12 protein-coding genes are annotated in these 13,846 nt (G+C 73.3%); 5 read left to right on the forward strand and 7 right to left on the reverse strand.

All coding sequences use genetic code 11. The features are described from left to right. Nucleotides 1–73 precede the first annotated feature (73 nt). From RVR_RS26960 to RVR_RS26980, 5 genes are all read right to left on the reverse strand, one after another. Nucleotides 74–1,150, reverse strand: coding sequence for an LOG family protein (locus RVR_RS26960; protein WP_237405421.1), 1,077 nt, complete (start codon nucleotides 1,148–1,150; stop codon nucleotides 74–76). A 389-nt stretch (nucleotides 1,151–1,539) separates the two neighbouring features. After that, complete coding sequence (locus RVR_RS26965; protein WP_202236481.1) at nucleotides 1,540–2,652, reverse strand: hypothetical protein; 1,113 nt, start codon at nucleotides 2,650–2,652, stop codon at nucleotides 1,540–1,542. An 88-nt stretch (nucleotides 2,653–2,740) separates the two neighbouring features. After that, nucleotides 2,741–3,547, reverse strand: coding sequence for an ABC transporter ATP-binding protein (locus RVR_RS26970; RefSeq protein WP_202236482.1), 807 nt, complete (start codon nucleotides 3,545–3,547; stop codon nucleotides 2,741–2,743). Nucleotides 3,548–3,706: 159 nt separating this feature from the next. After that, a complete protein-coding gene (locus RVR_RS26975; protein ID WP_202236483.1) occupies nucleotides 3,707–5,086 on the reverse strand; it encodes an aspartate aminotransferase family protein in 1,380 nt (459 codons plus the stop codon). 2 nt (nucleotides 5,087–5,088) lie between these two features. Further along, complete coding sequence (locus tag RVR_RS26980) at nucleotides 5,089–5,550, reverse strand: Lrp/AsnC family transcriptional regulator (RefSeq protein ID WP_202239249.1); 462 nt, start codon at nucleotides 5,548–5,550, stop codon at nucleotides 5,089–5,091. Nucleotides 5,551–5,756: 206 nt separating this feature from the next. Here RVR_RS26980 and RVR_RS26985 point away from each other — a divergent pair, with 206 nt between their 5' ends. Continuing rightward, nucleotides 5,757–7,202 carry a gamma-aminobutyraldehyde dehydrogenase gene (locus tag RVR_RS26985; RefSeq protein ID WP_237404984.1) on the forward strand — a complete coding sequence of 482 codons (1,446 nt, stop codon included), beginning with the start codon at nucleotides 5,757–5,759 and terminating at the stop codon, nucleotides 7,200–7,202. 135 nt (nucleotides 7,203–7,337) lie between these two features. Here RVR_RS26985 and RVR_RS26990 read toward each other — a convergent pair whose 3' ends face one another. Both RVR_RS26990 and RVR_RS26995 read right to left on the reverse strand, forming a co-directional pair. Then, complete coding sequence (locus tag RVR_RS26990) at nucleotides 7,338–8,045, reverse strand: glycerophosphodiester phosphodiesterase (protein WP_202236485.1); 708 nt, start codon at nucleotides 8,043–8,045, stop codon at nucleotides 7,338–7,340. Nucleotides 8,046–8,049: 4 nt separating this feature from the next. Then, complete coding sequence (locus tag RVR_RS26995) at nucleotides 8,050–9,180, reverse strand: adenosine deaminase (protein WP_202236486.1); 1,131 nt, start codon at nucleotides 9,178–9,180, stop codon at nucleotides 8,050–8,052. 406 nt (nucleotides 9,181–9,586) lie between these two features. Between RVR_RS26995 and RVR_RS27000 the strand changes: the two genes are divergently transcribed. From RVR_RS27000 to RVR_RS27015, 4 genes are read left to right on the forward strand one after another with little or no spacing between them, the layout of a single operon-like run. Continuing rightward, nucleotides 9,587–10,816 (forward strand): polyamine ABC transporter substrate-binding protein, encoded by a 1,230-nt coding sequence (locus RVR_RS27000; protein WP_202236487.1) that lies wholly within the window; start codon nucleotides 9,587–9,589, stop codon nucleotides 10,814–10,816. A gap of 37 nt (nucleotides 10,817–10,853) precedes the next feature. Next, nucleotides 10,854–12,110, forward strand: coding sequence for an ABC transporter ATP-binding protein (locus tag RVR_RS27005; RefSeq protein WP_202236488.1), 1,257 nt, complete (start codon nucleotides 10,854–10,856; stop codon nucleotides 12,108–12,110). After that, a complete protein-coding gene (locus tag RVR_RS27010; RefSeq protein WP_202236489.1) occupies nucleotides 12,107–13,048 on the forward strand; it encodes an ABC transporter permease in 942 nt (313 codons plus the stop codon). Before RVR_RS27005 ends, RVR_RS27010 begins: the two co-directional genes overlap by 4 nt. Continuing rightward, nucleotides 13,048–13,845, forward strand: a complete 798-nt coding sequence (locus tag RVR_RS27015) for an ABC transporter permease (RefSeq protein WP_202236490.1) — start codon at nucleotides 13,048–13,050, stop codon at nucleotides 13,843–13,845. Before RVR_RS27010 ends, RVR_RS27015 begins: the two co-directional genes overlap by 1 nt. Nucleotide 13,846 lies beyond the last annotated feature (1 nt).

A 13,846-nucleotide genomic window follows, 5' to 3' on the forward strand; every position in this document is an offset into this window, starting at 1 on the left:
TGGCCTGCGGGGCGTGGCCGGGCAGAGCGGCCGGCGGGGCAGGGCGGCCGGACCGCTGAGGCGACGGAAACCGCTACCCGTCGAGGCGCTCCAGGGCCGCGGGGACGTCGTCCACGCTGTCCACCAGGGCGAGCCGGCCGCTCATGGAGCGGCCCTCCGCCAGGGCCTGGAGGAGCGGCCAGGCGGGCAGCTTGGTGGTCCAGTGCGCGCGGTCCACCAGCACCATCGGCGCCGGATCGCCGTGCGAACCGTAGTAGTTGGCGGTGGCGGCGTCGAAGACCTCCTGGACGGTGCCGGCGGCACCCGGGAGGAAGACCGCACCGGCCGAGCACCGCGAGAGCAGGCCGTCCTCGCGGGTGGCGTTCGCGAAGAACTTCGCGATGTGCGCGGCGAACGCGTTCGGCGGCTCATGGCCGTAGAACCAGGTGGGCAGACCGTAGGAGGGCCCGCCGTCCGGCCAGCGCTCGCGCACCTCGAAGGCGGCCGACGCCCAGGCGTCCACGGACGGTGTGAAGGACGGGGTGCCCGCCAGCACGTCGAGTGCCTTGCCGAGCATCACGTCGTCGTACGCGGCCGCGTACGCGCCGAAGTTCGCCGCCTCCATCGCGCCCGGCCCGCCGCCGGTCGCCACGGTCAGCCCGGCCGCGGCGAGTGTGCGGCCCAGCCGGGCGGCACCCGCGTACTCCGGCGTGCCGCGCTCCATCGCGTGGCCGCCCATCACGCCCACCACCCGCTCGCCGCCGAGCCGCTCGTCCAGCGCGTCGGAGACCGCGTCGTCGTGGATGGACCGCAGCATCGAGGCGAACACGTCGCGCTCCGCGGAGGTGCGCAGCCACCACGCGTACGTCTGCGCGTCCGGCGTCGCGCCGTACCCGCCCTCGGCCAGACCCGCGTACAGCTCCTCGGGCCGGTAGGGCCGCGCGCGGTAGGGGTCGAACGGCAGGCCGGGCACCGGCGGGAAGACCAGCGCGCCGCCGGCCCGCACGTGGGCCAGGGCCTGCGGCTCCATCGGGCAGCCGAGGAAGACCGCCTGCGAGGTGTCGGTGACCAGCAGCGCGAAGGTCCGCGAGGTCAGGTCCACCGCCTGCACCCGGCAGTCCGCGAAGGACCCGCCGAGCGCGACGGCGTCGAACTCCTCCAGCGTCTCCACCTCGCGGGCCCGGCGCGGGCCCTCCGGCGCGGCGCCGGCCGGCGCCTTCGGCGGTTCGGGCGGCACCGGTGGGCGGCGGGACCCGTACGCGGGGCGGGGCAGCCGCGGACGGGGCGGATGGGGCGAATCGGGGGGAGTAGGCGCTGGCACGCCAGCACGATAGCGCGCCCGGCCGGTCGCCGGGCCGAGGCGGAGGGGGACCCGGACGGCGCGCTGTTGACGCCGAGGGACCGGGCCGGCGCTCCGCCGACGGGGCGTCCTGGCGGCGCGCGGGGCGGGGGAGTGCCCGGCGCCGCAGCGTCCAGGGGGAAGCGTCCGAGGGCGCCCGCGGGTGCGCGGCGCCGTGCGCGCAGGCCCCCGCGCGCCGCCGCCCGCCCGGACCTGCGGGGCTACGGCGTGGGCGAGAGCGCCGCGACCAGCAGTGCCGGCAGCAGGCACGCGACCGCCAGCGCGGCGCCCCGCAGGGCCGCCGACGCGCGCAGCACGGAGGCGGGCGCCGCCAGTTCGCGCAGCGCGGCGGTCGCGGAGGCGCGCGCCGCGCGGGACTCCATGACGGCCACCGCCGCCGAGGCCAGTACGCACATGCAGACCAGCACCACCGCGAAGGTGGTCACCGGCCCGGGCGTGCGGCCGTTGTCCTGGTGCAGGCCGTAGCCGGACAGCCCGGCCGCCACCGTCGCCGAGAGCAGGCCGAGCGGGCGGCCGAGCCGCCGCGCCTCCTGCTGGAGCCCGCGGCCGGACAGCAGCCGCAGCCCGCCGGGCCGGAACGCGGCGAGCAGCCGCCCGCAGCCGTGGACCAGCCCGGGGCCGGCCAGGACCAGGCCGGCGGTGGCCAGCGCCCAGCCGCCGACCGCGGCCGGTGCCATCGCCCCGAGACCGCTGGGCAGCGGGAAGGTGTGCCGGTCCGGCGCCGTCGCCTCGACCGCCAGCCCGACGGCGACCAGCGCGACGCCCCACGGCAGCTCGCCCGGCATGTCGTCGCCCGGCTCCGCTCCGGCCCGCAGCCGCGCGGCGCTCGCGGCGCCGGCCGCCAGCGGGACCAGCGCGAGCAGGGTGACCGCTCCGGCCGGCGGCAGGCTGCGGCCCGCGGCGAGCAGCCCGGGCCCCACGCCGTGGTAGGGCACGCCGGTCACGTCGCCGCGCAACTGGAGGAAAGCGAGCAGGGCCAGCACGCTGCCGAACACGCACACCGCGGTCACGGTCGCCGCGGCCAGCAGCACCACGCCGTTGCGGCCGAGGCCGGCCGCGGCCAGTCCCTCCCGGGGCCAGGTGCTGGACTGCGCGCGGCCCACCACGACGGCGAGCTGCACGCTGACGGCGACCGGCACCACGCACCAGCCGAGCCGCACCACCGCGTCGGAGGTGTCGCCGCCCGGGTGGGCCAGGGCCCAGCCGAGGGCCGCCAGCAGGAGCAGGCCGGCGCCGCAGGAGGCGAGGGCGACCAGGGCCCACCGGCCCAGCGCGGCGGGTCCGGCCCCGCGCAGCAGCCGCAGGCTCAGCACGGACCGCTCCCCCCGCGTCCGGCCGCGACCGGTCGCGGCCCGGTCCGCCGGCCGCCGGCGGCCGGGCCCGGGTGCACGCCGCGGGCACTCATACGGTCGCCGGGCGGGGAGTGGACAGGTCCTTGCTCTGCCCCTGCTGAGGGCCCTTCCCCTGGCCCTTCCCCGGCCCCTTGGCCTGGTCCTCGCCCTGGCCTTGGTCCTGGCCCGGGTCGTGGGCAAAGGGCGCCACCCGGCCGTCGGCGAAGGGCACGATGCGGTCGGCGTGGGCGGCGATGTCGGGGTCGGTGGTGGCCAGCACGACCGTGATGCCGTGGGTGCGGGCCGCGCTGGTGAGGGTGCGCAGCACCAGGGTGCGCTCGTCCCGGTGCAGCGGGGCGGTCGGCTCGTCGGCGAAGACCACGGCGGGCCCGGTGACCAGTGCTCGTGCCACGGCGACCCGCTGGCGCCTGGCGGCGGACAGACCGGTCGGCCGCCGCCGGGCGATGTCGCCGATGTCGAGGCGGTCGAGCCACTCGCGGGCGGCGGCCCGGGCGACCCTGCCGCTCTCACCGCGCAGCAGCAGCGGGAGGGCGGCGTTCTCCCAGACGTTCAGCTCGGGCAGTAGCTGCGGGTCGGCGCCCACCCAGCCGAAGCGGTCGCGGCGCAGCCGTTCGCGGGCGGTCTCCGGCAGGGTGTGCACCGGGCCGCTGTTGAACCACACCTCGCCCTCGTCCGGGACGAGCTGCCCGGACAGGCAGCGCAGCAGCGTCGACTTGCCCGAGCCGCGCGGGCCGGCGAGCGCGAGGATCTCCCCGGCCCGCACGCCCACCGAGACACCGAGCAGCGCGGGCGTGCCCTGGTAGGAGTGACGCAGGGCGCGAGCCCAGAGCACGTCGTTGTCGGGCGGGGCCTCCATGCCGTACCTCCGCGGATCGCGAGTTCACCCGGGCAACGAGCCCGGGACGTGTCCGGTCACTGCTCGGCACGCTATGCGCGCATCGCGGCCCCGCCCCGCAGGCGCAGCCGCGATGCCCCCGATCGGCCGAGCCCGCCCCCGGGCGGGGGCGGGGCGCCGTCAGAGCTTGGTCCACGCCTCCTGGAGCACGCCGCGCAGGATGGACTCGATCTCGTCGAAGAGCGGCTGCTCGGAGATGAGCGGCGGCGCGAGCTGGATCACCGGGTCGCCGCGGTCGTCGGCGCGGCAGTAGAGCCCGTTGTCGAAGAGCGCCTTGGACAGGAAGCCGTACAGGACGCGCTCGGTCTCCTCGTCGGTGAACGTCTCCTTGGTCGCCTTGTCCTTGACCAGCTCGATGCCGTAGAAGAAGCCGTTGCCCCGCACGTCGCCCACGATCGGCAGGTCGCGCAGCTTGTCGAGGGTGGCCCGGAAGGCGGCCTCGTGGTCGAGCACGTGCTGGTTGAGGCCCTCCCGCTCGAAGATGTCGAGGTTGGTGAGGGCCACGGCGGCCGAGACCGGGTGGCCGGCGAAGGTGTAGCCGTGCAGGAACGTGTTGTCGCCGTGGTAGAACGGCTCGGCCAGCCGGTCGGAGACGATGCACGCGCCGATCGGGGAGTACCCGGAGGTCATGCCCTTGGCGCAGGTGATCATGTCGGGGACGTAGTCGAACTTGTCGCAGGCGAACATCGTGCCCAGCCGCCCGAAGGCGCAGATCACCTCGTCGGAGACGAGCAGCACGCCGTACCGGTCGCAGATCTCGCGGACCCGCTGGAAGTAGCCGGGCGGCGGCGGGAAGCAGCCGCCGGCGTTCTGCACCGGCTCCAGGAAGACCGCGGCGACCGTCTCGGGGCCCTCGAAGAGGATCTCCTGCTCGATCTGGTCGGCGGCCCAGCGGCCGAACGCCTCCGGGTCGTCGCCGTGGATCGGGGCGCGGTAGATGTTGGTGTTGGGCACCTTGCGGGCGCCGGGCACCAGCGGCTCGAACGGGGCCTTGAGCGCCGGCAGCCCGGTGATGGACAGCGCGCCCTGCGGGGTGCCGTGGTAGGCGACCGCGCGCGAGATCACCTTGTACCGGGTGTGGTTGCCGGTCAGCTTGTGGTACTGCTTCGCCAGCTTCCAGGCGGTCTCCACCGCCTCGCCGCCGCCGGTGGTGAAGAAGACCTTGTTCAGGTCGCCGGGGGCGTATCCGGCCAGCCGCTCGGCGAGCTCGACCGCCTTGGGGTGGGCGTAGCTCCAGATCGGGAAGAAGGCCAGCTCCTGCGCCTGCTTGTAGGCGGTCTCGGCGAGTTCGTGGCGTCCGTGTCCGGCCTGCACCACGAACAGCCCGGACAGGCCGTCGATGTAGCGCTTGCCGCGTGCGTCGTAGATGGAGGAGCCCTCGCCGCGGACGATGGTCGGCACCGGGGAGTCCTGGTAGTCCGACATGCGGGTGAAGTGCATCCACAGGTGGTCGTACGCGGACTTCGACGAGTCGGGCTGATCGGCGTGCGAAGCGGTCATGGCTATCTGGTTCCCCAGGTGTAGGTCTGCTTGCGGAGCTTGAGGTAGACGAAGGTCTCGGTGGAGCGGACACCCGGCAGCGCGCGGATGCGCTTGTTGATCATCTCCAGCAGGTGGTCGTCGTCCTCGCAGACGATCTCCACCAGCAGGTCGAAGGAGCCGGCCGTCAGCACCACGTACTCGACCTCGTCGAGGGCCGCGAGCGCGTCGGCGACCGGTTCGAGGTCGCCCTCGACGTTGACGCCGACCATCGCCTGGCGGCGGAAGCCGACGGTGAGCGGGTCGGTCACCGCGACGATCTGCATGACGCCCTGGTCGAGCAGCTTCTGCACCCGCTGGCGCACCGCGGCCTCGGACAGCCCCACCGCCTTGCCGATCGCCGCGTAGGGGCGGCGCCCGTCCTCCTGGAGCTGTTCGATGATCGCCTTCGACACCGCGTCTATGGAGGCGGCGGCGCCGTTCATGTCACGAGTGGCCACGCGCACCACTGTGCAGGAGAGGTCGACGGTCCCGCAAGCCCCGCACGATGAATTCCGTTGTGTTAAGCCGTCTGTAACACTGAATCGGTTGTTGTAGCCCGGCGGGTGTGTCGAATACGGCAGTCCTGGCGTTAGGCTGGGCTGTGTCTCACTACATGGACACGAACCGGATGGACCAGGGAGCAAGCGCCGTGACCGAACTCCGTACTCTGCGCAACCACATCGACGGAGAATTCCGCGACGCCGCCGACGGGCGCACCACCGAGGTGGTCAGTCCGGTCACGGGCCGGGCGTACGCGACCGCGCCGCTGTCCGGCAAGGCCGACGTGGACGCGGCCATGGCCGCCGCACAGGCCGCCTTCCCGGGCTGGCGCGACACCACGCCCGCCGAGCGGCAGAAGGCGCTCCTGCGGATCGCCGACGCGATCGAGGCGCGCGCCGACGAACTGGTGGCGGTGGAGAGCGAGAACACCGGCAAGCCGCTCGCGCTGACCGCGAGCGAGGAGGTCCCGCCGATGGTGGACCAGATCCGGTTCTTCGCCGGCGCGGCCCGGATGCTGGAGGGCCGGTCGGCGGGCGAGTACATGGAGGGCCTGACCTCCATCGTGCGGCGCGAGCCGGTAGGGGTCTGCGCGCAGGTCGCGCCGTGGAACTACCCGATGATGATGGCGGTGTGGAAGTTCGCCCCGGCGATCGCGGCCGGCAACACCGTGGTGCTCAAGCCGTCGGACACCACCCCGGCCTCGACCGTGCTGCTCGCCGAGATCCTCGCCGGGGTGCTGCCCAAGGGCGTCTTCAACGTGGTCTGCGGCGACCGCGACACCGGTCGGCTGATGGTCGAGCACCCGGTGCCGGCGATGGCGTCCATCACCGGCTCGGTCCGGGCCGGCATCGAGGTCGCCGGGTCCGCCGCCAAGGACGTCAAGCGGGTGCACCTGGAGCTGGGCGGCAAGGCCCCGGTGGTGGTCTTCGACGACCTGGACAGCCAGGCCCTGGCCAAGGCCGCCGAGGACATCGCGGTCGCCGGCTTCTTCAACGCCGGCCAGGACTGCACCGCCGCGTGCCGGGTGCTCGTGCAGGAGGGCGTGCGCGAGGAGTTCACCGCGGCGCTGGCCAAGGTCGCCGCCGGCACCAGGACCGGCCTGCCCGACGACGAGGACGTGCTCTTCGGCCCGCTCAACAACGCCAACCAGCTCGCCCAGGTCGCCGGCTTCGTCGACCGGCTGCCCGCGCACGCCAAGGTCGAGGCCGGCGGTCACCGGGTGGGCGAGGAGGGCTACTTCTACGCGCCCACCGTCGTCTCCGGGCTGCTGCAGGACGACGAGGCCGTGCAGCGCGAGGTGTTCGGCCCGGTCATCACCGTGCAGTCGTTCACCGACGAGGAGCAGGCCGTGGCCTGGGCCAACGACGTGGACTACGGCCTGGCCTCCTCGGTGTGGACGAAGGACCACGGCCGGGCGATGCGGATGTCCAAGAAGCTCGACTTCGGCTGCGTGTGGATCAACACCCACATCCCGCTGGTCGCCGAGATGCCGCACGGCGGGTTCAAGCAGTCCGGCTACGGCAAGGACCTGTCCGCCTACGGCTTCGAGGACTACACCCGGATCAAGCACGTCATGACGTCGCTGGAGGCGTGAGCGGCGTGGTGTGAGCGGCGTGGCGCGACGACCGGGGTGTGACGACCGGAAGGCGGCGTTCGCGGCGTGCCGTGCGGGCGCGTGCGCGGGCGCGGGTGCGGGGTACCCGCGCCCGCGGCGCGGCCGGGGTACGGGTCAGCCGGTCCTGCCCCGCAGCCGCAGCAGCACCTCCGGCCGGTTGGTGGTGATGGCGTCCACCCCGGCCGCGACCAGGCGGGCCATCGAGCGCCGCCGGTCGGCCGTCCAGGCGGCGACCAGCAGCCCGCGGTCGTGCGCCCACGCGACCGTCGCCGGGTCCGCCAGGCCGAAGCGGAGGTTGAGCCAGCGCGGCGCGAGGCCGTCCAGCAGCGTGCCGGCCGGGCGCGCGGAGGTGGTCCACGTCATGGCGACCTCGGCCGCGGGTTCCAGCGCGCGCACCTCGCGCATCGCGGACAGCTTCCCGCAGTAGTAGACCCGGTCCGCCGCGCCCGCTTCCCGTACGGCCGCGACGGCCGCGGGCGCCTGGGCGGCCTCCGTGAGGTCGATCAGCATCCGGGCCGGGCCGGGCCGCCGCAGGAGTTCGGCGAGCGCGTCCGCGAAGGACGGCACGCCGCCGCCGGTCGCCTCGGCCACCTCCTGGTATGCCAGCGAGGCCACCGGCGCCGCGACGCCCCACAGCCGCTCCAGCGTCGGGTCGTGCAGCAGCACCGGCACGCCGTCACGGGTGAGGCGGACGTCCACCTCGACCACGTCGGCGCCCCTGTCCAGGGCCGAGCGCACCGACGGCAGCGTGTTCTCGCGGTGGACGTAGGGGTCGCCCCGGTGCGCGACGACGGCGACCGGGTGCCCGGGGCGCGCTGCCACGGCGTCAGCTCCGGGCGGCGGGAACGCCCGGGCCGCCGCCCGGGGTGCCGTACGCCGCGGTGTAGGCGTCGATCTCCGCCGCCAGCCGCGCCTTGCCCGCCGGCTCCAGGAAGGACGCGTGCACCGCGTTCTTCGCCAGCTCCGCGACGCCGGCGCGGTCCAGCTCCAGCAGCCGGGCGGCGACGGCGTACTCGGTGTTGAGGTCGGTGCCGAACATCGGCGGGTCGTCGCTGTTGACGGTGACCAGCACGCCCGCCTCGACCATCCGCCGGATCGGGTGCTCCTCCAGCGTCGGCACCACCCGGGTGGCGATGTTGGAGGTCGGGCACACCTCCAGCGGGATGCGGTGCTCGGCGAGGTGGTCCAGCAGCCGGGGGTCCTGCACGGCGCTGGTGCCGTGGCCGATCCGCTCCGCGCCCAGGAGCTCCAGCGCGTCCCAGACCGTCTGCGGGCCGGTCGCCTCCCCGGCGTGCGGCACGCTGTGCAGTCCGGCCGCCCTGGCCCGGTCGAAGTACGGCTTGAACTGCGCCCGCGGCACCCCGATCTCGGGCCCGCCGAGCCCGAAGGAGACCAGGCCCTCCGGCCGCAGGTCCACCGCCAGGTGCGCGGTCTCCTCCGCCGAGGCCAGGCCCGCCTCGCCGGGGATGTCGAAGCACCAGCGCAGCACCACGCCCAGTTCCGCCTCGGCGGCCTTGCGCGCGTCCTCGATCGCCTCCATGAACGCCTGCTCGGGGATGCCCCGGCGGGTCGAGGAGTAGGGGGTCACGGTCAGCTCGGCGTAGCGGATCTGCTGCCGGGACATGTCCCGCGCCACCTCGTAGGTCAGCAGCCGGATGTCCTCGGCGTCCCGGATCAGGTCCACCACCGACAGGTAGACCTGGATGAAGTGGGCGAAGTCCCGGAACGTGAAGTAGTCGGCGAGCGCGGCCGGGTCCGAGGGCACCGCGGAGTCCGGGTGCCGCGCGGCCAGTTCGGAGACGATCCGCGGGGAGGCCGAGCCGACGTGGTGGACGTGCAGCTCGGCCTTCGGCAGCCCGGCGATGAAGGAGTCCAGTCCGGTGCCCGGAGCGGTCCCCGGGGCGGGGGCGGCGCCGGCCCGGACGGCGGGGGAGGGGCCGGGTGCGGTCTCGGACATGCGGGGTTCCTCCGGTGGACGTGCGGGACGGGCCGGTGCGCCGGCCGGTGCCGTTCATCGTAATGGGCCCGTCCGCGCGGGCCCGGGCACGCCGGCGGGCGACACGGCCGCGCCCGGGCGTGCGGGGCGGCACCCGCCCGGCGGGCCGCACGTTCGTGCCGCCGGGCACCGGTGCCGAGGGCGGCCGGGCGCAGAATCCGTCGATTAACCAAAAGGCAACAACGGAATCCCTTGTTGGAGGCGGTCCGCTCTGCCAGGATCATCCATCATTCCAGGCTTTGACCACGCTGGTACATGGACTCGCGACCCCGGTGGGGTGTCCCGGCCGCACCTGGCCGGTCCGCTCCGCCGCCCCCGGCCACCCGCCCGGCGCCACCCGGCCGAAACCCTCGGAAGGGCACCACCCATGGAGCAGTTCGAGACCCTCTCCCCGCCCCAGCGCGCCGCCATGGCGCGCAGCATGACCAGCGGGCGGGCCGCGCTCGCCCGCCGCTCGCTGCTGCGGGTCGCCGGGCTCGGCGCGCTCGCCGGCGTCGGCCTCACCGGCTGCGGCATCCCCGCGGCCGGCCGCAAGGGCGCGACCGCCTCCACCGACCACTCGGCGCAGGAGAAGGTGGTCGACTTCTCCAACTGGACCGAGTACATCGACGTCACCGACGACGGCAAGCACCACCCCACCCTCGACGCCTTCACCAAGCGCACCGGCATCAAGGTGAAGTACACCGAGGACATCAACGACAACGTCGAGTTCTTCGGCAAGATCAAGCCGCAGCTCGCCGCCGGCCAGGACACCGGCCGCGACCTGATGGTGCTCACCGACTGGCTGGCCGGCCGGATGATCCGGCTCGGCTGGGTGCAGCAACTGGACTCCGCGAACCTGCCGCACGCCTACGCCAACCTGGAGCAGCGCTTCCGCAGCCCCGACTGGGACCCCGGGCGCGCCTACTCCTACCCCTGGCAGGGCATCAGCACCTGTATCGCCTACAACAAGAAGGCCACCGGCGGGCGGAAGGTCACCTCCGTCTCCCAACTGCTGGAGGACGGCTCGCTCAAGGGCAGGGTCGCCATGCTCTCCGAGATGCGGGACACCATCGGGATGACCCTGCTGGACATGGGCGAGCTGCCCGAGAAGGTCACCGACGACACCTTCGACGCGGCCGTCGCCCGCATCCAGAAGGCCGTCGACAGCCAGCAGATCCGGAAGTTCACCGGCAACGACTACACCGACGGCCTCAGCAAGGGCGACATCGCCGCCTGCGTCGCCTGGGCCGGCGACCTGGTCCAGCTGCGTCTTGACGACCCGGACATCGAGTACGTCTTCCCCGACGCGGGCTTCCTGTCCTCCACCGACAACCTGCTGATCCCCGACAAGGCGCGGCACAAGACGAACGCGGAACGGCTGATCGACTACTACTACGAGCCGCCGGTCGCCGCCCAGGTCGCGGCGTACATCAACTACGTGTGCCCGGTCGCCGGGGTGAAGCCGTACCTGGCCAAGATCGACCCGAAGCTGGCGAGCAACCCGCTGATCATCCCCGACGCGTCGATGGACGCCAAGGGCCACGAGTTCCGCTCGCTCACCGACACCGAGGACGCGCGGTACGAGGACAAGTTCTCCAAACTCATCGGCGCCTGACCCCGGCCTGCTCCCGCACCCACCGAGGACACTCCCCATGACGACCCCCAGCACGAGCACAGCCAAGTCCGCCGACGCCGTACGCCTCACCGGGATCAGCAAGTCCTACGGCGCCTTCACCGCCGTGCACCCGCTCGAACTGTCGGTGCCGGCCGGCTCGTTCTTCGCGCTGCTCGGCGCCTCCGGCTGCGGCAAGACCACCACCCTGCGGATGATCGCCGGCCTGGAGACCCCCAGCACCGGCGCGGTGCACCTCGGCGGCCAGGACGTCACCGCCCTGCCGCCGTACAAGCGCCCGGTCAACACGGTCTTCCAGAACTATGCGCTCTTCCCGCACCTGGACATCTACGAGAACGTCGCGTTCGGGCTGCGCCGGCGCGGCATCAAGTCGGTGCGCAAGCAGGTCGGCGAGATGCTCGAACTGGTGCAGCTCGGCCCGCTGGCCCGGCGCCGGCCGCACCAGCTCTCCGGCGGCCAGCAGCAGCGCGTCGCGGTGGCCCGGGCACTGATCAACCAGCCGAAGGTGCTGCTGCTGGACGAGCCGCTCGGCGCCCTCGACCTGAAGCTGCGCCGCCAGATGCAACTGGAGCTCAAGCGCATCCAGACCGAGGTGGGCATCACCTTCGTCCACGTCACCCACGACCAGGAGGAGGCCATGACGATGGCCGACACGGTCGCGGTGATGAACGCCGGCCGGGTCGAGCAGATGGGCGCGCCCGCCGACCTCTACGAGAACCCCGCCTCCACCTTCGTGGCGAACTTCCTGGGCACCTCCAACCTGATCGAGGCCGAGGTCGCCGGCGTCTTCGACGACACCCTGCGGCTGGAGCGCGCCGGGTACGAGCTGGCGCTGCCGGCCGCCCGCTGCCGCACCCCGGCGGCCGCCGGCGGCCGGGTGCTGGCCGGGGTCCGCCCGGAGAAGATCACCCTGGCCCACCGCGACGACGAGGACGGCGTGCCCGCCGGCCGCAACCGGATACCCGGCCGGATCGTGGACTCCAGCTTCATCGGCGTCTCCACCCAGTACGTGGTCGACAGCCCCGTCGGCGCCGGCCTGGAGGTCTTCGTGCCGAACGTCGAGCGCGACACCCGCCTGGTGCCCGGCGCACCGGTCGTCCTGCACTGGAACCCCGAGCACACCTTCGGCCTGGACGCCGGGCAGGACATCGGCGCCGGGCTCGGCGCGGGACTCGACGACGCGGCGCCCGGAGCGGCGTCCGGCGGCCCGCAGCCGGGCGAGGGCGGCGACGACGGCACCGGGCGCACCGAGCCCGCCGAGGGGGCCGCCGTATGAGCGCCGCCACCCAGCCCGCGCCGGCGCCCGCCGCGGCGGCGCCCCCGCCGCCCGAGGCGGTGCGCCGCGCGGCCGCCCGCCGCCGCCGGGTGCCCTACCTGCTGCTGCTGGCCGGTGTCGCCTGGCTGCTGGTCTTCTTCGTGGCCCCGATGGTGTACCAGGCGTCGACGTCCGTGCAGACCGGCACGCTGGAGGACGGCTTCAAGGTCACCTGGCACTTCGCCACCTACTGGGACGCGCTCAGCGAGTACTGGCCGCACTTCGTGCGCTCCCTGGTCTACGCCGCCGTCGCCACCGCGCTGTGCCTGCTGATCGGCTACCCGCTGGCGTACACCATCGCCTTCCGCGCCGGGCGGTGGCGCAACCTGGTGCTGGTCCTGGTGATCGCGCCGTTCTTCACCAGCTTCCTGATCCGCACCCTCGCCTGGGAGACGATCCTCGCCGACCAGGGCCCGGTGGTCTCCCTCCTCAACGACCTCCACGTGCTGGACGTGACGTCCTGGCTGCGGATCACCCAGGGTCACCGGGTGCTGGCCACCCCGCTGGCGGTCGTGTGCGGCCTGACCTACAACTTCCTGCCGTTCATGATCCTTCCGCTGTACACCTCGCTGGAGCGGGTGGACGGTCGGCTGCACGAGGCGGCCGGCGACCTGTACGCCACGCCCCTCACCGTCTTCCGCAAGGTGACCTTCCCGCTGTCGATGCCCGGGGTGGTGGCCGGCACCCTGCTGACCTTCATCCCCGCCTCCGGGGACTACATCAACGCCGAGTTGCTGGGCTCCACCAACCAGCAGATGATCGGCAACGTCATCGAGGCGCAGTTCCTGCGGGTCCTCGACTACCCGACGGCCGCCGCCCTGTCGTTCATCCTGATGGCGGTCATCCTCGCCGTCGTCACCGTCTACATCCGCCGTGCCGGAACGGAGGAGCTGGTCTGATGCGCCTCGTCCGCCGGCTGCGCGCCAACCTCGTGGTGATCGCGGGCGTCCTCGCCCTCGTCTACATGATCCTGCCGAACGCGGTGGTGCTCGCCTTCTCCTTCAACAAGCCCAAGAGCCGCTTCAACTACACCTGGAACCAGTTCTCCACCGACGCCTGGCAGCACCCCTGCGGGGTCTCGGGCATGTGCGGCTCGCTCGGCCTCAGCCTGAAGATCGCCGTCTACGCCACCATCGCCGCCACCGTGCTCGGCACCATGACCGCCTTCGCGCTGGCCCGCTACCGCTTCCGCGGCCGCGCGGCCACCAACATGCTGATCTTCCTGCCGATGGCGATGCCCGAGGTGGTGATGGGCGCCTCGCTCGGCACCCTCTTCCTCAACATGCGCATCCAGTTCGGCTTCTGGACCATCCTCATCGCGCACGTCATGTTCTGCCTGAGCTTCGTGGTCACCGCGGTCAAGGCCCGCGTGATGAGCATGGACCCGCGCCTGGAGCAGGCCGCGCAGGACCTGTACGCCACCCCGACGCAGACCTTCCTGCGGGTCACGCTGCCGCTGGCCGCGCCCGGCATCGCCGCCGGCGCCCTGCTGTCCTTCGCGCTGTCCTTCGACGACTACATCATCACCAGCTTCAACGCCGGCAACAGCGTCACCTTCCCGATGTTCGTCTGGGGCTCGGCGCAGCGCGGCACCCCGGTGCAGGTCAACGTGATCGGCACCGCCATGTTCGTGCTCGCGGTGCTGCTGGTGCTGGCCGGCCAACTGGTCGGCGGCCGCAGGAAGGCGCGTGGCTGAC

Origin of the sequence: Streptomyces sp. SN-593, assembly GCF_016756395.1 — a bacterium.
Taxonomy (GTDB): domain Bacteria; phylum Actinomycetota; class Actinomycetes; order Streptomycetales; family Streptomycetaceae; genus Actinacidiphila; species Actinacidiphila reveromycinica.

Bases quoted from the DNA above. Each gene is read 5' to 3' on its own strand.
- RVR_RS27015 (WP_202236490.1), top strand. From the start codon at position 13,048: ATGCGCCTCGTCCGCCGGCTGCGCGCCAACCTCGTGGTGATCGCGGGC.
- RVR_RS27010 (WP_202236489.1), top strand. From the start codon at position 12,107: ATGAGCGCCGCCACCCAGCCCGCGCCGGCGCCCGCCGCGGCGGCGCCC.
- RVR_RS26970 (WP_202236482.1), bottom strand. From the start codon at position 3,547: ATGGAGGCCCCGCCCGACAACGACGTGCTCTGGGCTCGCGCCCTGCGT.
- RVR_RS26980 (WP_202239249.1), bottom strand. From the start codon at position 5,550: ATGAACGGCGCCGCCGCCTCCATAGACGCGGTGTCGAAGGCGATCATC.
- RVR_RS27005 (WP_202236488.1), top strand. From the start codon at position 10,854: ATGACGACCCCCAGCACGAGCACAGCCAAGTCCGCCGACGCCGTACGC.
- RVR_RS27000 (WP_202236487.1), top strand. From the start codon at position 9,587: ATGGAGCAGTTCGAGACCCTCTCCCCGCCCCAGCGCGCCGCCATGGCG.
- RVR_RS26975 (WP_202236483.1), bottom strand. From the start codon at position 5,086: ATGACCGCTTCGCACGCCGATCAGCCCGACTCGTCGAAGTCCGCGTAC.
- RVR_RS26995 (WP_202236486.1), bottom strand. From the start codon at position 9,180: ATGTCCGAGACCGCACCCGGCCCCTCCCCCGCCGTCCGGGCCGGCGCC.